This window comes from Bradyrhizobium sp. MI1.11, assembly GCF_055811255.1.
Genome location: NZ_JBVVPM010000008.1, coordinates 123366 through 142296 on the forward strand (window position 1 = coordinate 123366; position 18931 = coordinate 142296).

An 18931-nucleotide genomic window follows, 5' to 3' on the forward strand; every position below is an offset into this window, starting at 1 on the left:
AAACCTTCGTGTTCGCGGCAAGCTCGACCGCACTGCTGTCTCGGCGAAGCCCAGGGGTCATGCGCCGCTGTTTGCGCATACGCAAACCCCCGTCCAACGAAGGAGAAGTTTGTGCAAAGGAGCTTGCGTGCTCCGACGTCAATACCGAATTACCGTCTCATGGCCCCCACCGGCTCGTTGAAAAAGCTCAACCTAGGCTAGACGGCGCCTGGCCGAGGTGAAACAGTACGAGCTTTCAATCGCGGGATGAATTTAACGTCGGGAGTTTGGGGGCTGCTTTGTTTAAGTGTGCATTTGTGCTGTCATCCGTTTTCTTGTCCGTGTTGTGTGGGGCTTGTACCCGAGCCGAGCTCGTGAACAAGGCCGATGCTTACGACGCGGCCATCTGGGACTCCAACAATAGGCAAATCCTGTTGAATGCCGTTCGTGCGAGCCAGCGCGCGCCTATGTCGTTCGTGGGGCTCGGCGATGTCTCCGCCAGTCCGGTGTTCTCAGGCAGCACCAACGGTACTTTCAATTTAAGCCCGAGTGCCCTCACAGGCTACTCTTTGAATCCTACCGTGTCCTATGGAGGAGGGTTCACGTCGTTCCAGATGAACAATCTGAACCATGTGCAGTTTGCGAGCACGATGCATCAGCCATTGAGCCGCAAGATCGTTGATTACTTCAATTCAGAGAAGTGGCCCGAAGAAGTCGTTCAGCGCATCCTTTTTCAGCGGGTTGAATTGACACCTGCAGAATATACCAAGGCTCGCAGCATGAAGGACCTCAAATGCCGCGAGTCCGATCCGCGCACCATGGAAATATGCCGTCAAATTGCGGAAGATGAATATCTACAGGACCATTCCGAATTCAATTGTCCGCCGCCCCGCCTCTCGAAGGGACGCTACGAATTTGTCAACTCGGCACGTGAATTCTGCTCGATGAACCAGTTTCAGATTTTGCTGAGAACATACCGACTGTTGGGTTATGAATTCAAATCCACCTACATGCGGTCGGCAGAAGGCATTCTATATTTCTTGGGCGAACTCATCGCTGCGCAGAACTACTCGGCACAAGGTTATGAGCCGAAGGTCCTTCTCGGAGGCCCGGACGGACACCATCATCTGGTGAACTTGTTTGTCGTCAGGCGCGGCAACCCCGGACCACCGGTCGCGGCCGTACAAGTCAATTTCAACGGTGAAGACTTTTTCATACCGCGACCGCAGCTCGGCGCTCTTGATGAAGACCGATCGCTTCAGGTGCTTGATCCCGCCGCGACGGCGATCGTCTTGGCCACCCTCAAGGAAGACTTGCCGAAATCGAGCAATATCAACTTGGTCTCGGCACGGTAATCCAGCGCGCACTACGGTTCATTCGCTCTGATTGTCGCATAAATGAAACTTGCGACATCTAACCTGTCTTCGGAGGCGACATGTCTGAAATCGATAGAGCCCGCGACCGCAGATTAGAAGTCGTGCGCACTGCCGCCAAACGCTGGCAAGCCCGCACACAGAGCCGAACGTCCGATGCCGCTACGATCGCGCGTTCGGGGCCGGGCACGGCGGACAGTCCGATGCGGCAGGCGAGGTTTGCCGTACGGCAAGACCTTCTGGCGCATGCCGCCAATCTCCGCGAACGAGGCCGACTTCCAATCTTCATCGAGCGAAAAATTGGTCCGACACTCGACTTGATTTCAATGGCACCGAGCGAGGCGGCCCGCAAGGTTGGGCGACCCGTCGCTCGCATCGTCAGCTCTGTCGATCCAAGGGTCCAACCGGAGGGGTTTGCGTCGGGGTTTCTGGTCTCGCCGAGGCTGCTTTTGACGAACTGTCACGTGTTTCCAGATGCAGCCTCGTCTCACGGTACTGGCGCCAATTTCTTGCACGAGTTCGACGAGCATGGTCTCAAGGTGGGTGTGACGTTTGCGATCGATGCCAGCAGCTTCTTTGTCTGTGACAATCATCTTGATTTTGCCTTGGTCGGGGTTAGCCCCATCGCGAATACGGGTGAGCCGATCGAGAGCCTCGGAGCAATCCCGCTCTCGGAGGCAACGTCCAAAGTCCTCAAGGGCTACCCCATTGAGGTGATCCAGTATCCTGACGGCGGTGGCAAGCAATATGCCATCATGAACAACCGGCTGCTCGACGTTCTCGATGAAGGCTTCCTACATTACGAGACCGATACTTTGGAGGGATCATCAGGATCGCCGGCCTTCAGTGAGGCGTGGGAACTGGTTGCCCTTCACCACGCCGGGATACCTGAAATGCGGGGCGATGACATCGTCGCAACCGATGGCTCCGTCTGGACCGAAGATATGGGTGAAGACAAGGTTCATTGGGTCGCCAACGAGGGTATCCGCATCAGCTCAATCGTCCAGGCGTTGGGCAAGGTCAAATTGACCAATGCCAAACAGGCGAAAATCCTAAGCGATCTGCTCGCGGGCACGACGGACCCCGCCGATGATGTCAGTCAAATGCTGAGGGGAGCCGCTCCTACCAGTCTCTTTGCGGCAAGCTCTGGCGGCTCGGAAAACAACCAATTACTAACCCAAAGAGTGGCATTTGAGGAGAGAAGCATGTCCGGTACAAACATGAATTTTAGTGGCCCTGTCACCATCCATGTTTATGCGGAGCAAACGGCTCCGCCACAGCCGGGTGCGGAGTCCGCTGTCGCCGCCCTCGAAAAGACGTTGCGGTTCGATCCGAACTATGAGGATCGCGAGGGTTATCAAGAAGCATTCTTGGGTACTGACGTGGTCGTACCCGTTCCAGGAATCGTGGCCGCGCGGTCTGGCGAGATGTACAAGGAAAATGGTGAAATCCTAATTCTCAAATATCACCACTATAGCCTTGCGATGAATAAAGCTCGTAGGCTCCAGATGTGGTCGGCCGCAAATGTGGACTACAATCCCGATCTTCGAAAACAAAATGGTCGGGCATTTTTCGGAACCGACCGCTGGGTCGCCGATCCGCGGATACCCAACAAATTCCAAATTGCCGATCCAGATTTCTATAAGCCTGCCGGGCAGATCGATCGTGGACATATCGTTCGCCGCGAGGATAGCGCCTGGGGCGAAACCGCAAAAGAACTCGAGTTCTCGAACTCGGACACCTTTCATTGGACGAATTGCACGCCACAGCACCAGGCTTTCAATCGTGAGTCCCCCGGGTCGGCGTACGGCGGCATCAAGGGCCTGTGGGGCGGCTTCGAGGCCTATATTCAAAAGAGCCTGCAGCACGATGATACGAGGGCTTGCATCATCGCTGGGCCGATCCTCGCCGCCGATGATCCAACGGCGGACTTCGGCTCAGGACCGATCGCTTACCCTGTTCTGTTCTGGAAGGTTGTGGCGGTGGCCGCCAAGGACGCTGGAAGCCGATCGCGGCTCTTAACCTACGGCTTCCTTCTTAGTCAGAAGAACGTGGTCGACGATTTCGGCATCGAGTTTGCCCCCGGTCAGTATGCTCGGTATCAGCGGCCACTTGCCGAAATTGCCGAGCTTGCAGGTGTCACTTTTGATGAAAGACTTCTGGCCGCCGATGCCAAGGCACAAGCCGGAGCCTGATTGCGACCGACTGCGCGGCTGCGGCCCGGCACGACCTGGCTCAACGTCTCGCCGCCGATGAAGAACGCGCAAGTCCGATCTGTATCGCAGCCTGGGATCGCGTCGTTCAGGCCGAAGTCGGCGCGGAACTGCCGGAGCGGTGAGTTCTCCGTCATCCGGGATGGTGCGTCAGCACCAGACCCGGAATCTCGCGATTCCGGGTTCGATGCTTTCGCATCGTCCCGGAAAGACGATCGAGCGCCTACCGCCACCTTCGGTGCAGCCACAGCCACTGCTCGGGATGCTCGCGCACCCAGCCTTCCACCACGCTCGTGATCGCCTGGGTCGTGCCCTGGATGTCGATCTTGCCGTCGGCGTCGCGCACCGGCTGGACCTCTTCGGTGATCTCGGCGGTGAAGCGGCCGCCGGGCAGGCGGATGACGCGGACGCCGTGGATCGGGCATTCGACCTGGCGCAACAGGCGCGCCAGCATTGGATTGGCGCGGGTCTTGCGGCCGAAGAAGGTGACCTCGACGCCGCCGGTCAGATATTGGTCGATCAGCATCGCGACGTGCTTGCCGTCTTTGAGCGCCTGCGCGAGCCGCAGCGGCGCGTCGCGCCCCGCGGGGATCAGTGTGCCCATGTTGACCTGGCGCATCTCCTGGATGATGCGGTCGGCGGAGGCGATGTTCGGGCGGCGGTAGAGGATCGCCGCATCGAGCCCGTGTGCGACGGCGGCGAGCGCCGGCAATTCCCAATTGGCCAGATGCGCGGCGAAGATCAGCGCCGGCTTGCCGTCGTCGCGGATGCGGTCGAACAGCTCGATGCTGCGGTCGGGCAGTTCGATCCGGCTGTTGTCGGGATGATCGCGGTCATAATCCCAGACGTGGTCCATGTGGGCGAATTCGGCGCCGACGCGGCCGAGATTGTCCCAGACGCCCATCAGGATGGATTCGATTTCCTCGGGCGACTTGTCCGGAAAGGCGGCGGTGAGATTGGCGCGGCCGATGCGGTGCTCGCGAAGGCGCGGCCCGATCAGCCTGGTGACGCGTGCGAAAAAGTCCGAGGTCTTGGCCGGATCGAAGTAACGCGTGGTGCGCAACATGCCGACGGTGGCAGCCCCGATCAGGCCTCCACCGATCGATTTGGCCGTCTGCCGCGCGCGCGCCTTCGTCCTCGCAGGAAGCAGCGCCATGCGTCCGGTCAGGCCGGTTCGCGGGTCAGGATCAGCGAGGCGTTCTGGCCGCCGAAGCCGAACGAGTTCGACATCACCGCGGTGACGCGGGCATCGCGTGCCTTATTGCCGACGACGTCGAACAGGATCGTGGGATCCGGATTGTCGTAGTTGATCGTCGGCGGGATGCGCTGATGCTCCAGCGTGAGCAGCGAGAAGATCGCCTCGACCGCGCCGGCGGCCGAGATGGTGTGGCCGACCATCGACTTGTTGGAGGTGACCGGAATCTTCGAGACGAGCTCGCCGAACACGGCCGATGTCGTATTGTACTCCATCTTGTCGTTCTCGGGCGTCGCGGTGCCGTGCGCGTTGATGTGGTCGATCTGGTCCGGCGTCATGCCGGCATCGGCCAGCGTCTTGTTCATGCAGCCGATGATCGGCTTGCCGTCGGGCGAGGAGCGGGTGCGATGGAAGGAATCGGTGAGCTCGCCGCAGCCGGCGATCACGCCGAGGATTTTTGCGCCGCGCGCGGTGGCGGCTTCATAGCTTTCGAGCACCAGCGCACCGGCGCCTTCGGCCATGACAAAACCGTCGCGGTTCTTGGAGAAGGGACGGGAGGCCGCCTGCGGCGGGTCGTTCTGGGTCGACAGCGCCGAGAGCAGCGAGAAGCGCACGAGCGCCTCCGGATTCACGGTGCCGTCGGTCGCCACGCACAGCGCGGCATCGGTTTCGCCGCGGCGGATCGCCTCGACGCCGAGTTGGATCGAGGTCGCGCCCGAAGCGCAGGCCGTCGACAACGAGATCGGCGAGCCCTTAGTGCCGAAGGTCTCGGCGAGGTAGGCCGCGACCGAACCGAACATGAAGCGGTGGTGATAGGCGCTGTACTTGCCGCCGCCGGAGATGCGCAGCAGATCGTCGTAGTTGAAGTCGAGCTTACCGACGGCGCGGCCGAGCTCGCGGCGCTGCGGCCATTCGACTTCGACAGGTGCGACCGCAAGGAAGAGAGGACCCGGGAAATCCGCCTTGGCGCCGATGCCGGCCTGGTCCAGCGCCTCCTGCGTCACCAGTTCGGCCATCCGCTCGGACAGGGCGGTGGAGGAGAACGGATCGACGCTGACGAAATCCACCGTGCCGGCCATCGTGGTTTTCAGGCCGTCGACCGGAAAGCGCGTGATGGTGCGGATGCCGGATTCGCCGGCGACGAGCTTCGCCCAATTGTCGGTCTTGCCGTTGCCGAGCGAGGTCATGATGCCCATGCCGGTGACGACGACGACGGGACGCCCGAGTTTGTCGCGTGGTGCAGTCATGTCGATCCCCGCTTGAGCTGGAGCAAGATCCGAAAAAGCGTGACGCGGTTTTTCGAGAAGATCATGCCCAAACAATAACCTGCCAAAGCGCAACGCGCTTTAGCTTACTGCCTCGACCAGCGCCATGCCTTCGCCGCGCCAGTGTCCGGCCCCCACCACCACAATCTGGGTGGGCGCTCCCTGCATTTCAATCTCGGTGCCCGTGGAATCGTTCGGCGGAAACAGGGCGCCGCGCGAGATCGACAGCGCGGCGAGCGCGATGCCGAGCGGGAATTGCGTCTCCATGGTGTGGCCGAACATCGTGCCGGTCGAGCGCACCGGGAACTCGGCGTGGCCCTTCAGGAAGCCGCGCTCTTCCGATGTCGCCGGCTCAGCGCCGGTCGCACCCGATATGATCGCGCCCTTGCCGTCGCGCTTCGGCAACTTTGCCCAAAGCTTCTCCAGCGTCGCGGCCATGTCGCCGGGGGTCTTGCGCCGGGCAAGGTCGGCAACGACGCTCGACAGCTTTGCGAATGGCTTTGCGCCGCGCGCTTCCGCATGCGCCTTCGACTCCAGCACCAGGAACGCGCCAGCGGAGCCGAGCGCGAAGCCGGCGTGATCCTTGCGCGCCCACACGGGGGCGAACTTGTCCTTCAGATTGAAGTCGCCGAATTCGTAGAGGACCATGAGGTCCTTGCGCTCGCCATTGTGCGAGCCGCCGATCAGCGCGATGTCGCTCTCGCCGGAGGCGATCCGCGACAATGCAATGCGGGCGGCATCGGCGCCGGCAACCTCTTCACCCATGAAGGTGCGTGAGGTGCCGCCAATGCCGTGCACGATGGCGATGTTGCCGGCGAGCAGGTTGGAGAGCTGGGCCAGGAAAAGCGTCGGCCGGAGATCGCTCATCAGCCGCTCGTTGAGGAAGCCGGGCGCGTTGGCGCCCTTGGCCTCGGCCGTAAGCACGCCGGTGTCGACGTTGAGATCGCGCTCGCCGCCGCCGGCGGCGACCACCATGTCGATCTTCGACAGAATGTCCTTGTTGCCCTTGATCCCGGCGGAGTCGAGCGCAAGCCCGGCCGCATAGGTGCCGATGCGCTGCCAGGCTTCCATCTGGCGCTGGTCGCCCTTCTTCGGAATCTGGCTGTCGAAGGTAACAGGCATCAGGGGGTGCACGATGTAGGGCGCAAAGCCCTTCTCGTCGACATTGATGCGCTTCTCCTGAAGCGCGGCCCAGTTGGCGTCCAGGCCCTCGCCGAGCGAGGTGGCGAGGCCAATGCCGGTGATCCAGACTTCCGTCTGGGCGGGCTTCGAAGCAGTCTCGGTCATGGCGATACGGCCTGTTGCGGAAAGCCGACGCGTTTGGCGACCGCGTCCATGTGGGCGCGCATATCCGCATGGGGGAAGGGAATCTGCGTGAAGGTCAGCGTCGAATTCGCGCGCAGCTTGCCGCCGACCTTGATCTTGGCTTCGGTCACGGCGTAGCCCGAGCCCTGATGGGTCAGGCTCGCCTCGATGCTCATGAGATCGCCGGGGAAGACCGAGCCGCGGACCTTGGCCTCCTTGACGGCAGCCAGGATCGGCATGCGCTCGAATTTGAGCACGCCAAGCTGAAGCCAGCCCGAGGCCTGCGCCATCGATTCGATCAGGAGCACGCCGGGCATCAGGGGATAGCCCGGGAAGTGCCCCTCGAAGATGGTGCTTTCCATCGGGACCTGAGCCTCGACGACAATCGTCTTCGCGTCGACGTTGAGGTCGACGACGCGATCTATCATGTGAAAGTATTCGAGTTGCATGACCGCGCGCTTAGGCGCTCGCGCCCTTGGCCGCAACCAGTTCGTCGATGCGGGCACACAGGTTTTTCAGCACGAAGTACTGCTCGGTGGTCGCTTTGCCGTCGTTGACCTCCTGGGTCCACTTTTCCAGCGGCAGCTTGATACCGAACTGCTTGTCGATCGCGAACGCGATGTCCAGGAAATCGAGGCTGTCGATGCCGAGGTCATCGATGGCATGGCTATCCGGCGTGATCGTGTCGCGCGGGATGTCGCAGGTTTCAGCGATGATCGTAGCGACCTGATCGAATGTGGAGGACATCACTAAGCCTTTGATATTTTGCAGATATTTGTCAGATTGTCCAGAGTGGAACGGTGGGTGGGCATCGCGCCCCGATGACGCCCTCAACCCCCCTCTGGCCGGGTCGAAAGCCCGTATATCGGAGCGCCGCCCTGAGTTCAATGGAGCCGGCGGGTGTGGGGACAGGGCAGGGATGCCCGGCTGAGCCGTTTCCGCCGAAGTACCGCCGGCGGGCCTCGCCAGACGTCTTGCTCGCCAGACGCCTTGCCTAGATGTGCGGCGTCGTGATCTTCACGCAGTCGCGGCGGCCCATCAGCACGCAATCCTGGGTCCGACGCAGGTCGGCGATGCTCACCGCGAGCCATATCCCGATCGCGGTCAGTGCGATGGTGAAGGCCAGCGCCGCGATGTTGGCGAGCATGCGATGGCGGAAATCGTCCGGTTCAGTGCGGGGCTGCTCGTAGCGCGACAGGTCGAGCGGCTCGGGCGCGACGCGCAATTGCTGCACGCTACCGTTGCCGCGGTAGCCCGTCGGGGAAGGCGAGGTGCGCGGCCTGAACTGGAGCACCCGGTGCTCGTCATCCGAGCTTATGGGCCGCTGGGTTGTCATGGTGCAGGGATCACTCCGAAGCAGCGATTTTTAGATAGCATACGTGGTGAACGCGTTGCAGAAAATCTTCTCAACGCGCACGTGCATTGCGCGTCCGCACTATCCTGCAGGGCTGCGAACGAAGGATCGTGGAACCGTGGTCGTTCCGGCATGCAGAGGGTGCGATGCAATAATCCCACCGAACCGAATGCATTTGCCGGCGCGATGCCCATGGCATAGTCCAGGGAACCTGACCACGCAGTTGCAACCATGTTAAAGGCCTTTCGACCATGACCAATACGCGCGAACCGAGAGTGCATCCGGTGTCGATCCTGTCGCTGCGGCCGACGCAGATGACGGTCGGAATGCGCGAGGTCAAGGAGAAGCGCAAGCGCTGGCGCGAGCACGACAAGAAGAAGCAGGCCGATCTGCTCGGCAAGCATATGATCCCCGTCGTGCACGGCCCCGACGAGCGCTATTACGTGATCGACCATCATCATCTCGGTCGCGCGCTGCACGACGAGGGCGTCAAGGAGGTGCTGGTCACCATCGTCGGCGACCTCAGGATGGTCGAGCGCGAAGCTTTCTGGGGCGTCATGGACAACAAGCGCTGGGTCTATCCCTACGACGCCAAGGGTGAACGGCGACCGTTCCGCGATTTGCCCAAATCCGTCGTCGATCTCAAGGATGATCCCTTCCGGAGCCTTGCCGGCGAGCTGCGCCGCATGGGCGGCTTCGCCAAGGACACCACGCCGTTCTCCGAATTCCTGTGGGCCGACTTTCTGCGGCGAAAGCTGTCGCGCAAGGCTGTGGATGCCAATTTCGACAAGGCACTTGAGAAGGCGATGTCCTCAGCCAAGAGCAAGGATGCGATCTATCTGCCCGGCTGGTGTGGGCCAGCGGAGGATGATTAGACGCAACGCTCGCAGCAGTACGGCATGCAGCTGCGCAAACCTGATCTGATCACAGCCTCTTGAGCGAAACCATCTTCCGTCCGCGCGAAGCCGTGCTGAAACAAAACCGTGCCATCTGTTGGGATTGTCGAGCTCTCATAGGAGGCCGAAATGCGCCGTCTGGTTTTCGCCGTTGCCCTGCTCGTGGTCGCTTCAGCCGGGATATCGGCATCGTTCGCGGCAGTTCACCATGCCAAGACATTGACGTTTTCAGAGCGCTTTGCCCCGGCGCTCGAGTTGATGGCGAACCGCTAGGACAGATTCACGCCGGTTCAACCAGCAGCGTCGCGATCGATTTTGCGCAGCCGCACAAAGGCGGCCCAGGCCCGCGGATAATCCTTGTCCGTGGGATCGATCGTAAGAAGCGCGCGGCATGCTTCCTTGATCTCCTCAGGCGAAGGACGCTTGGCCGGAACGCCGGATGATTTGGCGTCCTCCCATCGACCCTCGATATCTTTCGCGAAAGCCAGGGCCTCGGCGCTCGTCCGCTTCTGGGTCGATTTCGCCAGCGGATGGTCCGACGGGAAATTCGGCCATGCGTTCGGCGGCTGGTCGACACGCCACGTCAGTTCATCTGCTTGTCGTGCCTCCACGCCCGAACTCGAATGCTGGGCTGCTGGCGCCCATCCTGCCCCTGCTGAGCCTGCCGAACCCGATGAGCCGGCCGATCTCCGCGGGACCGCCGAACCTGGCGCGACCGCCGCTGTCTGTCCGGCCAGCTGGCCAAGCTGTTGTTCCATCGTTCCGCCGCTGGACTTGGGGATGATTTTTTCGACGGTCTTGATCATCGACAGCGCGCCGGGGGATATCAGCGTGTTCTGGTCGGCAATTTTGTCGTCGGCCGCGTCTGGGCAGGGCCTGTAAGCAGAGCGCTGCGACGTCATCCGGCCGTCGTCGTCGATACGGGCAAAATCGATCGCGACGGTGTAAACGAACGCGGCCTCGACATACTGCCTCTCCTTATCCATCGCCTTTACGGAGCCGCATACGTATCTTGCCTTGTCTGCATCGACCGTTCGCAGGCCGTTGAAGTGAGCTGAATTCGGCGCAATGAGGACGCGTAAGACGGCAGCCCGTGCCTTGCCATGCTCCGATTCGAACATGCTCCATATCTCGTTCGCGTTGATGATCTCCGGCTGATAGTTCCAGGCGTATCCGACCGCGAAGAATGCCGTGCCGATACAGGTCGCGACAACAAATGCCCGCACGTTCATGAGAAGCCCCCAACAGGCACGACTCATCCACGTCTCCGGTGACGGAAACTACGCAAGTTGTGCCAAAGCGTTTGTGCTAGTTGAGGGTGAGATTCTTAATAAAACGTATGCGATTGCGAAAACACAGAGTTCCCGTCAAACGGGAGCTCATCCACTGCGTTTGTCGGCGACCCGGTCCTTACCGCGTTCGCGGCAGTCGGTCATTTCTTCGGCAGCCGTCCCATCAGATAGAATTCGTCATTCGGCCGCATACCGGTGAAATTCGCCAGCCGGTTCGACAGTGCGAAGAAGGCTGAGATTGCGGCGATGTCCCAGATGTCGTCGTCGCTGAAGCCATGCGGCGCGAGCGCGGTGAAATCGTCCTCGGAAATCCGCTGCGCATCGGCCGAGACCTTCATCGCGAAGTCGAGCATCGCCTTTTGCCGCGGCGTGATGTCGGCCTTGCGGTAGTTCGTGGCGATCTGGTCCGCGATCAGCGGGTTCTTGGCGCGGATACGCAGGATCGCGCCATGCGCGATCACGCAATACTGGCACTGATTGGCCGCCGAGGTCGCGACCACGATCATCTCGCGTTCGGCTTTGGTAAGGCCGCCGTCCTTCTCCATCAGCGCGTCATGGTAGGCGAAGAAGGCGCGGAACTCGTCCGGGCGGTAGGCCAGCGTCAAGAACACGTTCGGCACGAAGCCGCTCTTCTCCTGCACGGCGAGGAGACGTGTGCGGATGTCGTCAGGGAGCGCATCGAGGGCGGGAGCGGGGAAGCGTTGCGCGGGCTTTGTCATGGGCATGGATTCCGGCTTGGGGCCGGCAACCATAGTCGATGCCGGTGCCATGCTCAACGTGACGCCGGGCTGGCAATGCCGGAGCTGGAAAACGAGTGTTGCTTTACCGCAGCGGCTTCTTCAGCAGCGAGAAGCGGTCCGGATCCAACCCCATCGACGGTTGCAGCATCGGGGCTTCGACGTTGGAGAGCGTCTTCGCGGGCGGCGCCGAGAACACCGGATCGTTCGGCACGTCGCGCTGCGAGGTGGCACCGCGCCAGCGCTCGAGCACGGCGCCGACGAAATGCATGTCGTGACCGGAGGTGACGGACGGCACGCTGCTGATGGTGGCTTCGCCGCGCGGCAATTGATGCGGCGGTACCTCCTTGAAGCGCAGCCGCGTCGGCAGTGCGACACCTTCGCCGAACGCCAGCACTTCGCGGGTACCGAGCGAGGGCACGAACGAAAGCAGGTTCGCGGCTGCATCCGACACCGCGGCGCGCAGCAGCGCCTGGTCGCGCTCGTTGGCAAGACGCATCGTGAACAGCGTGTTGCACTGGGAGATGATGGTGGCGTCGAGCTCGGCCGGACGCTGGGTGATGAGGCCGAGATAGACGCCGTATTTGCGGCCTTCCTTGGCGATGCGCGACACCGCCTTGCGGGTCGGCCCGAAGCCGACATTGCGATCGGCGGAGGCGTAGCGGTGAGCCTCTTCGCAGACGAACAGCATCGGCGAAACGCCGTCGCTCCACAGGCCGAAGTCAAAGGCCATGCGGCAGAGCACCGAGACGACGGAATCGATGACCTCGGCCGGGAAGCCGGCGAGCTGCATCACCGTCATCGGCTTGCCGTTGGCCGGCAGGCGGAACAGATGACTGATCACCTCGGCCATGGTGTCACCGCCGACATTGGCGTTGTCGAACATGAAGGCGTAGCGCGGGTCGTTGCGGACCGCCTCGATGCGGGAGATCAGCTTGTGATAGATGATGCGCGAGGAGCGGTTCTCGAGCTTGCCCATGCGCTCGTCGATCAGCGACATCAGATCGACCAGGCGATAGGGCACCGGCGTATCGACGGTGTAGCCGATCTGCTTGGGATCGATGCGCTTCAAGCCGATGCGGTCGGCGTTCTGGTATTGGGTGTAGACGCCCTTGGCGAGCGGAATGACTTCTGCGAGGACGTCGAGCTCTTCAGGCACGCCGGCGCGGCCGCCGAACAGCACGTCGACGATTTCCTCGAAATTGAACAGCCAGAACGGCAGTTTCAGATTGCGCGGGTTGAGCACCAGCGCGCGGTCGCCGAAGCAGCGGCCATATTCGTTGTGCACATCGAGCAGGAAGATGCGCAGGTTCGGGCGTGCCTTGAGGATCTCGTTGAGCAACAGCGACACGCCGGTCGATTTGCCGACACCGGTCGATCCCAGCACCGCAAAGTGCTTGGAGAGCATTTCCTCGATGTCGACATAGGCGACGACGGAGCTGTCCTGCTGGAGGAAGCCGACATTGATCTGGTCGGAACCGGTGGGCGCGTAGATCGTGCGCAGCTCCTGGCTCGTGATCAGATCGACCGAATCGCCGATGGTCGGATAGTTGGTGACGCCGCGCTGGAATTTGGCCTTGCCGGTCGCGTTGAGGATTTCGCCCAGCAGGTCGACCGAGGCGATGGCGATCAAATTGTCGTTGCTCGAGAGGTTCTCGCAGGACACCTCGGTGATCATGGCGACGATGACCGAGCTGGCGCAGCGGATGCTGACGAAGCGGCCGACAGTGGCCCGAACTTCCGAGACCGGCATCCGGCTTTCAGCCAGCAGCCCGACCCGGGCGAGCGACCCGCGAACTGAAATCACGCGTCCAAAGGATGTCACAATGAATGAACCTGGCAAGAGCAACGGGTTGCCCCGGACTATGCACGGCCGCCGCTGGACAAACGGTTAAACGGCAGGCGCCGGCGCTTCGTTAAATCCGCGACAATTCGGGTGCGAGGTTTGTTCCCAATACATACTTGCGGGCAGAAACGGCCGTAAAATGCTGCTTTTTTCCGGCCGGCGGGCCTGGGAGTGCTTAAGGAAGATTTTACCATTCAGGCAGTCGGTCCGCCGTTCGGGGGACGAGTTGTCATCCTGGATGGCCCGTCATTCGCTCGGGGGCGATGTTTGATTTGTTGACGGGACCTAATCATTTGTACATTAGTACAAATGAACCGGCGACCCCGGTGCCGCCCGCCGGCGCGTGAGCGGATTACAGCCGGCGCCAGATCGCGGGATCCGGTCCAGCGGATCGCAAGCCACGCCTCGGAGGACACCATGCAGCCCGAACCGATCCTCGATCTCGCTCATCTCGGCCACATGGAGCTGTTGACGCCGAAGCCGGACGAGAGCCTGAAATTCTTCGTCGACGTCATGGGCATGACCGTCAGCGGACAAAAGGGCGAGTCGGTCTATTTGCGCGGCTGGGACGATTACGAGCGCTATTCGCTCAAACTGACGGCGTCGAAGACGTCAGGCATGGAGCACATGGCGTTGCGTGCGCGCAGCCAGCAGGCGCTGGAGCGCCGCGTTGCGGCGCTGAAAGGGTCCGGCTTCGACATCGGCTGGATCGACGGCGATATGGGGCAGGGGCCGACCTTCCGCTGCCGCGATCCCGATGGACACATCGTCGAGCTCTATTACGAGACCGAATGGTATCAGGCGCCACCCGAGCTGAAGCCCGCACTGAAAAACCAGGCGCAGCGCTTTCCCGCGCGTGGCGTCAACGTCCGGCGCCTCGACCACCTCAATTGCCTCGCCGTGGACATCAAGGCGAACCGCGAGTTCTTCGAGAATTATCTCGGCTGTCGGCTCACCGAGCAGATCGTGCTCAACGACGGCCGCGAAGCGGCGATGTGGCTGACGATGTCGAACAAGAGCTACGATTTCGCCTATTCGCTCGACCATTCCGGCACGCCCGGCCGCTTCCACCACGTCACCTACGCGCTCGACAGCCGCGAGGAGATCTTGCGCGCCGCAGATATCTTCCTGGAGAACGGTATTCACATCGAGACCGGGCCGCATAAGCACGCGATACAGCAGACCTTCTTCCTCTATGTCTACGAGCCCGGCGGAAACCGCGTCGAAGTCGCCAATGCCGGCGCCCGTCTCATCCTCGCGCCCGACTGGAAGCCGATCGTGTGGACCGAGGAGGAGCGCAAGAAGGGACAGGCGTGGGGCCTGAAGACGATCGAGTCGTTCCATACTCACGGCACGCCGCCGGTGGACGTGAAGAAGCACGCTTAATGTGCTGAGGTCCGGAGGCGCGTGACTGTCTCGCGCACGCCGGTCCATGCTGGCCTGTCCGGTGCGAACTGCTTGCGCAGGAACGTGACGAGTTCCTCGACCTGTGCGTCGCTCATGCTGTTCTTGAATGCCGGCATGTAGCCGAGATCGCTCGACACCGGCTCGGCGATGCCGTGCAGGATGATTTGAACGAGATTGTCCGATGTCGCGCTGTGCAGATTGCTGTTGAGCGCGAGCGAGGGGCGGCTGCCGAACAGCGGCAGGCCGCCGACCTCGTGGCAGACGGCGCAGGCGCCCTGATAGAGTCGCGCGCCGGCTGAGGACGCCATCGTGACTTGCGTTGAAGCTTCGAGCTTTAGAGCAATCGCATCCTGGGCTTTCCCGTCGGTCGCGGCGTCACTGAACGAGTTGAGATAGACGGCCATGGCGCGGATGTCCTGGTCGGGCAGGGCCGCGAGATCCCTGACGATCGGCGCCATCGGTCCGGCGGCGACGCCATGATATCGCGAGTGGCCGGTGCGCAAATAGGCGAAGAGCTCGTCCTCGCTCCATGGGATCGGCGCATGCGAGAGCGAGGTCAGCGGCGGCGCCTCCCAGCCTTCGGCAAAGCCGCCGGCGAGATAAGCGCCACGCTGCTCGGCGCCGAGTGCGTTGCGCGGCGAATGGCAGCCGCTGCAATGGCCGAGGCCCTCGACGAGATAAGCGCCGCGATTCCAGACCTCGGATTTGGCGGGATCAGGCTTGAACTCCCGCGTCTGGTGGAACAGCGCATTCCAGCCCGCGAGCAGCGGGCGGAGATTGAACGGGAAGGCGAGCGTATTCGTAGGCTGCGTCGAGCGCACTGCTGGTTGCGCCATCAGATAGGCATAGAGCGCCTGCATGTCGGCATCGCCAGTCTTCGAAAAGTGCGTGTAGGGGAAGGCGGGATAGAGCTGCCGTCCGTCGCGATGCAGCCCGTCGCGCATCGCGCGCTCGAACGCGGGATAGGACCAGGCGCCGATTCCGGTCTCGATATCTGGCGTGATGTTGGTCGCGTAGATCGTGCCGAACGGCGTCCCCAGGGCGCGGCCACCGGCGTTGAGCGCACCGCCGATCATGGTGTGGCACTCCGCGCAATTGCCGAGTGCGGCCAGTTGTTGCCCGCGCGCGATCGTTGCGGCGGAATAGACGGATGCATCGGGTCGGGTGATCGGCGCGATGGCCCGGCCCGGCAAAAGAGCCGCACCGATGCCGATTGCCGCGGTGCAGACTGCCGCGATCGTCGCGAAGACGCCGGCGCGTTTCGCGAAGGGATTTTCCCAGATGCGGGATGGCTGTGGCGTAGCGGGAGCTGGCAGCGCCTGCGGCGTGGCCGGGGCGCCGCCGTGCAGCCCCTTGAGGATACGCTCAGGCGTGAACGGCGGCTCGCGAAATCGGACGCCGGTGGCATCGAAGATCGCGTTCGCAATCGCGGCCGCACTCGGGACCGAGGCGGATTCGCCGACGCCGAGCGGCGGTTGGTCCTGCCGCGGCAGCAACAACACGTCGATTTTGGGCACGTCAGGGAAGGGGATGATCGGATAGGCACCCCATTCACGCGCCGAGACTGCGCCGCGCTCGAACGAGACCTCCTCCATCAGCGCGCGGCTGGTGGACTGGATGACGTTGCCGTGGATCTGGTGGCGCACGCCGTCCGGGTTGATCATCAATCCGGAGTCCTGCCCGGCGACCACGCGCGTCACGCTGACGTCGCCGGTGGCCTTGTTCACGGCAACGTCGGTGACCCAGGCCGACCACGCCGCGCCGTAGCCGGGGAATTTGCTGTGGACGTAGAGCGCATAGGCAAAGCCGCGCCCATGCACGATCTCGCCGTCTTTCTCTTCGCGCACCGGCCGCGGCGTCCAGCCCGCCCGCTCGGCGACCGCATGGACGAGATCGACGGCGCGCTGGTCCTTCAGGTAACGCAGGCGATATTCGATCGGGTCGACGCCCGCCTCGGTTGCGGCCTCGTCGATATAGGATTCATGCGCAAAGGTGTTCGGCAGGGCCGAGACGCCGCGAAACCAGGACGCACGCACGATCGGCGCCATGTCGTGTGCGACGACGCGCATGTGGTCGTAATCGTAAGGCGGGATCGCGGTGCGGTCGCCCATCTGGAGGACGTCCGGCCTCGGCGATATCCGCCCCGTCAGCAACAGCGCCAACGTCGGGGCGGCATTCGACGGATAGCGCGTGGCGAGATCGTAGGCGGCGACGTCGCCCGCCGCGTCTAGGCCGCCATTGACGTCGATGAGCTGCGCGGCGCCTTTGGGCTCCCAGGCGTGCTCCTGTTCGCGCGTCAGCTGCACGCGCACGGGCCGGCCGACCGCGCGCGAAAGCAACAACGCGTCCGCGGTGACATCGTCGGCGCAGTTGCGGCCGTAGCAGCCGGCGGCCTCCAACCTGATGACCTCGATCTCGCTCTCGGGACGCTCGATCAGCAGCGACAGGTCTGCGCGCAGCACGTGCGGGTTCTGCGTGCCCGACCAGACACGGATGTTACCGTCCTGGAAGTCGGCGACCGCGCAAGACGGGCCGATCGAGGCATGCATCTGATATGGCCAGACGTAAGTGCGCTGCATCGGTTTGGCCGCACCGGCAATGGCAGCGTCGACGTCGCCCTTGTCGATCAGCGTCCGCGGCGTCGATGGATTGGCGCGCAGCGCGTTCTCGACGTCGGCGAGATCGGTCAGTTCAGGCGTCGGTCGCCAGCTCACCGCAAGCTGCTCCGCCGCGCGGATCGCGTTCTCCTCGCGCTCCGCGACGACGCCGACGAAATCGCCAATCCGTACGACGGCCATGATGCCGGGAATGTCGCGCACCGAGGATTCGTCGACCGAAATCAGGCTGGTGCCGACGAACGGGCCGGCGTCGACCCCGGCATAGGGCGGGCGCACCACGCGGCCGTGCAGCATGCCGGATACGCGGATGTCGTGCACGAAGGTCAGCTCGCCCGTGGCCTTGGCCGGGAGGTCGACACGGGGCATCGATTGGCCGACAATGGCGTAATCGCCCACCGGCTTGAGGGCGACGTCGTCGGCAAGCTCGAGACGAATGGTCTCTCCACCGATCAACTCGCCATAGCTGATGCTGCGATTGTCGTGCCCGCGCACGAGGCCGTCTTCGATCCTGAGATCGGCTGCCGGCAGCTCCAGGTGCTCGGCCGCACGTGCGATCAGGAAGTGTCGCGCCTGCGCGGCGGCTTTGCGCAGGGGAACGGCGGTAATCTGGATGGTCTCGCTCGCGATCGTCGCGCCCTGGTTCGGCACCGTTGCGGTGTCGCCGAGCACGACGACGACGCGGGCAAAGGACACATCCAACTCCTCGGCCACGATCTGGCCAAGCGCCGTGCGGATGCCGGTGCCGAGATCGACATGACCATTGTAGGCGCTGACCAAACCCTCCGCGGTAATGCGGACGAAGGTCTCGGAGGTGCACTCGTCCACCGTGCGGACGACGACGAGCGAGCCGGATTGCAGCTCAGCTCCGTTCGGATGCGGGGAGGCCATCAATCACCGGCCTCGGCGAGCTGGCCAGACGCACGCATCACGGCGCGAAGAATTTCGATATGCGTGCCGCAGCGACAGAGATTGTAGCGCAGCGCCGCCAGCGCCTCCTGCTCGGTGGGCCGCGGGTTGATCGCAAGCAGCGCCTTGGTGGTCATGATCATGCCATTGAGGCAATAGCCGCATTGCGCGGCCTGCTCGTCGATGAAGGCCTGCTGCACCACATCCGGGTTGTCGCGGATACCGAGCCCTTCGAGCGTCACGATGTCGCGGCCGGCGCAGCCACTGATCGGAATGACGCACGAGCGCGCCGCCGCGCCATCGATCAGGACAGTGCAGGTGCCGCATTCACCGAGGCCGCAACCGTATTTCGGACCGTTGAGCGCGAGATCGTTGCGCAGCACATAGAGCAGCGGCGTGTCTCGCGCCGCAGTGAGCTCGTGGATTCTGCCGTTCACGGTGAGGCGGATCGGTGTCTGCGTCATCCTCGTTCCCAAGTCGACTCGTTGAGCGCCGCGGCCAAAGCTTCGCGAATTCCAAGTCCGCTCAAAATCTACGTTGCGACG

16 protein-coding genes are annotated in these 18931 nt (G+C 62.7%); 5 read left to right on the forward strand and 11 right to left on the reverse strand.

Annotation, left to right across the window (positions count from 1 at the left end):
- The first annotated feature begins 353 nt into the window (after positions 1-353).
- Together AC0L30_RS10930 and AC0L30_RS10935 are read left to right on the forward strand one after the other, a co-directional pair.
- The gene (locus tag AC0L30_RS10930; protein ID WP_473365617.1) at positions 354-1334 is read left to right on the forward strand and encodes a hypothetical protein; all 981 of its coding nucleotides are present in this window, start codon (positions 354-356) and stop codon (positions 1332-1334) included.
- Positions 1335-1414: 80 nt separating this feature from the next.
- The gene (locus AC0L30_RS10935; RefSeq protein WP_007592482.1) at positions 1415-3547 is read left to right on the forward strand and encodes a DNA/RNA non-specific endonuclease; all 2133 of its coding nucleotides are present in this window, start codon (positions 1415-1417) and stop codon (positions 3545-3547) included.
- A gap of 241 nt (positions 3548-3788) precedes the next feature.
- On the opposite strand, the gene AC0L30_RS10940 is transcribed toward AC0L30_RS10935, so the two are convergent.
- The 6 genes from AC0L30_RS10940 to AC0L30_RS10965 form a co-directional block, all read right to left on the reverse strand.
- A complete protein-coding gene (locus AC0L30_RS10940) occupies positions 3789-4721 on the reverse strand; it encodes a lipid A biosynthesis lauroyl acyltransferase (RefSeq protein WP_007592481.1) in 933 nt (310 codons plus the stop codon).
- An 8-nt stretch (positions 4722-4729) separates the two neighbouring features.
- Entirely contained in the window at positions 4730-6007 is a 1278-nt protein-coding gene (locus AC0L30_RS10945; RefSeq protein ID WP_007592479.1) for a beta-ketoacyl-ACP synthase, read from the reverse strand.
- A gap of 99 nt (positions 6008-6106) precedes the next feature.
- Positions 6107-7312 (reverse strand): beta-ketoacyl-ACP synthase, encoded by a 1206-nt coding sequence (locus AC0L30_RS10950; protein WP_007592478.1) that lies wholly within the window; start codon positions 7310-7312, stop codon positions 6107-6109.
- The gene (locus AC0L30_RS10955) at positions 7309-7779 is read right to left on the reverse strand and encodes a 3-hydroxyacyl-ACP dehydratase FabZ family protein (protein WP_007592477.1); all 471 of its coding nucleotides are present in this window, start codon (positions 7777-7779) and stop codon (positions 7309-7311) included. Before AC0L30_RS10955 ends, AC0L30_RS10950 begins: the two co-directional genes overlap by 4 nt.
- A gap of 10 nt (positions 7780-7789) precedes the next feature.
- Positions 7790-8077, reverse strand: a complete 288-nt coding sequence (locus tag AC0L30_RS10960) for an acyl carrier protein (protein ID WP_007592476.1) — start codon at positions 8075-8077, stop codon at positions 7790-7792.
- Between the two features lie 247 nt (positions 8078-8324).
- Positions 8325-8666: a hypothetical protein gene (locus tag AC0L30_RS10965; RefSeq protein ID WP_007592473.1), complete on the reverse strand. Its 342-nt coding sequence runs from the start codon at positions 8664-8666 to the stop codon at positions 8325-8327.
- A 269-nt stretch (positions 8667-8935) separates the two neighbouring features.
- Here AC0L30_RS10965 and AC0L30_RS10970 point away from each other — a divergent pair, with 269 nt between their 5' ends.
- Positions 8936-9559, forward strand: coding sequence for a ParB-like protein (locus AC0L30_RS10970; RefSeq protein ID WP_007592469.1), 624 nt, complete (start codon positions 8936-8938; stop codon positions 9557-9559).
- A gap of 150 nt (positions 9560-9709) precedes the next feature.
- Positions 9710-9853, forward strand: coding sequence for a hypothetical protein (locus AC0L30_RS10975; protein WP_007592467.1), 144 nt, complete (start codon positions 9710-9712; stop codon positions 9851-9853).
- 17 nt (positions 9854-9870) lie between these two features.
- Here AC0L30_RS10975 and AC0L30_RS10980 read toward each other — a convergent pair whose 3' ends face one another.
- The 3 genes from AC0L30_RS10980 to AC0L30_RS10990 form a co-directional block, all read right to left on the reverse strand.
- On the reverse strand, positions 9871-10812 hold the full coding sequence (locus AC0L30_RS10980) for a hypothetical protein (RefSeq protein ID WP_035992893.1): 942 nt from the start codon (positions 10810-10812) through the stop codon (positions 9871-9873).
- A gap of 200 nt (positions 10813-11012) precedes the next feature.
- Complete coding sequence (locus tag AC0L30_RS10985) at positions 11013-11591, reverse strand: peroxidase-related enzyme (RefSeq protein ID WP_007592464.1); 579 nt, start codon at positions 11589-11591, stop codon at positions 11013-11015.
- 103 nt (positions 11592-11694) lie between these two features.
- Positions 11695-13434 carry an ATP-binding protein gene (locus AC0L30_RS10990; protein WP_007592463.1) on the reverse strand — a complete coding sequence of 580 codons (1740 nt, stop codon included), beginning with the start codon at positions 13432-13434 and terminating at the stop codon, positions 11695-11697.
- A gap of 438 nt (positions 13435-13872) precedes the next feature.
- Here AC0L30_RS10990 and AC0L30_RS10995 point away from each other — a divergent pair, with 438 nt between their 5' ends.
- Positions 13873-14841 (forward strand): catechol 2,3-dioxygenase, encoded by a 969-nt coding sequence (locus AC0L30_RS10995; protein ID WP_007592461.1) that lies wholly within the window; start codon positions 13873-13875, stop codon positions 14839-14841.
- Here the strand turns inward: AC0L30_RS10995 and AC0L30_RS11000 are convergent.
- The gene (locus AC0L30_RS11000; RefSeq protein WP_007592459.1) at positions 14838-18368 is read right to left on the reverse strand and encodes a molybdopterin cofactor-binding domain-containing protein; all 3531 of its coding nucleotides are present in this window, start codon (positions 18366-18368) and stop codon (positions 14838-14840) included. The two genes, AC0L30_RS10995 and AC0L30_RS11000, sit on opposite strands and share 4 nt — an antisense overlap.
- Positions 18368-18850, reverse strand: a complete 483-nt coding sequence (locus AC0L30_RS11005; protein WP_007592457.1) for a (2Fe-2S)-binding protein — start codon at positions 18848-18850, stop codon at positions 18368-18370. Before AC0L30_RS11005 ends, AC0L30_RS11000 begins: the two co-directional genes overlap by 1 nt.
- Between the last annotated feature and the right edge of the window lie 81 nt (positions 18851-18931).

Excerpts from the sequence above, each read along its gene's own strand:
- AC0L30_RS11005 (WP_007592457.1), bottom strand. The coding sequence starts at position 18,850 with ATGACGCAGACACCGATCCGCCTCACCGTGAACGGCAGAATCCACGAG.
- AC0L30_RS10995 (WP_007592461.1), top strand. The coding sequence starts at position 13,873 with ATGCAGCCCGAACCGATCCTCGATCTCGCTCATCTCGGCCACATGGAG.
- AC0L30_RS10975 (WP_007592467.1), top strand. The coding sequence starts at position 9,710 with ATGCGCCGTCTGGTTTTCGCCGTTGCCCTGCTCGTGGTCGCTTCAGCC.
- AC0L30_RS10980 (WP_035992893.1), bottom strand. The coding sequence starts at position 10,812 with ATGAACGTGCGGGCATTTGTTGTCGCGACCTGTATCGGCACGGCATTC.
- AC0L30_RS11000 (WP_007592459.1), bottom strand. The coding sequence starts at position 18,368 with ATGGCCTCCCCGCATCCGAACGGAGCTGAGCTGCAATCCGGCTCGCTC.
- AC0L30_RS10950 (WP_007592478.1), bottom strand. The coding sequence starts at position 7,312 with ATGACCGAGACTGCTTCGAAGCCCGCCCAGACGGAAGTCTGGATCACC.
- AC0L30_RS10935 (WP_007592482.1), top strand. The coding sequence starts at position 1,415 with ATGTCTGAAATCGATAGAGCCCGCGACCGCAGATTAGAAGTCGTGCGC.
- AC0L30_RS10965 (WP_007592473.1), bottom strand. The coding sequence starts at position 8,666 with ATGACAACCCAGCGGCCCATAAGCTCGGATGACGAGCACCGGGTGCTC.
- AC0L30_RS10945 (WP_007592479.1), bottom strand. The coding sequence starts at position 6,007 with ATGACTGCACCACGCGACAAACTCGGGCGTCCCGTCGTCGTCGTCACC.
- AC0L30_RS10960 (WP_007592476.1), bottom strand. The coding sequence starts at position 8,077 with ATGTCCTCCACATTCGATCAGGTCGCTACGATCATCGCTGAAACCTGC.
- AC0L30_RS10940 (WP_007592481.1), bottom strand. The coding sequence starts at position 4,721 with ATGGCGCTGCTTCCTGCGAGGACGAAGGCGCGCGCGCGGCAGACGGCC.
- AC0L30_RS10955 (WP_007592477.1), bottom strand. The coding sequence starts at position 7,779 with ATGCAACTCGAATACTTTCACATGATAGATCGCGTCGTCGACCTCAAC.
- AC0L30_RS10985 (WP_007592464.1), bottom strand. The coding sequence starts at position 11,591 with ATGACAAAGCCCGCGCAACGCTTCCCCGCTCCCGCCCTCGATGCGCTC.
- AC0L30_RS10970 (WP_007592469.1), top strand. The coding sequence starts at position 8,936 with ATGACCAATACGCGCGAACCGAGAGTGCATCCGGTGTCGATCCTGTCG.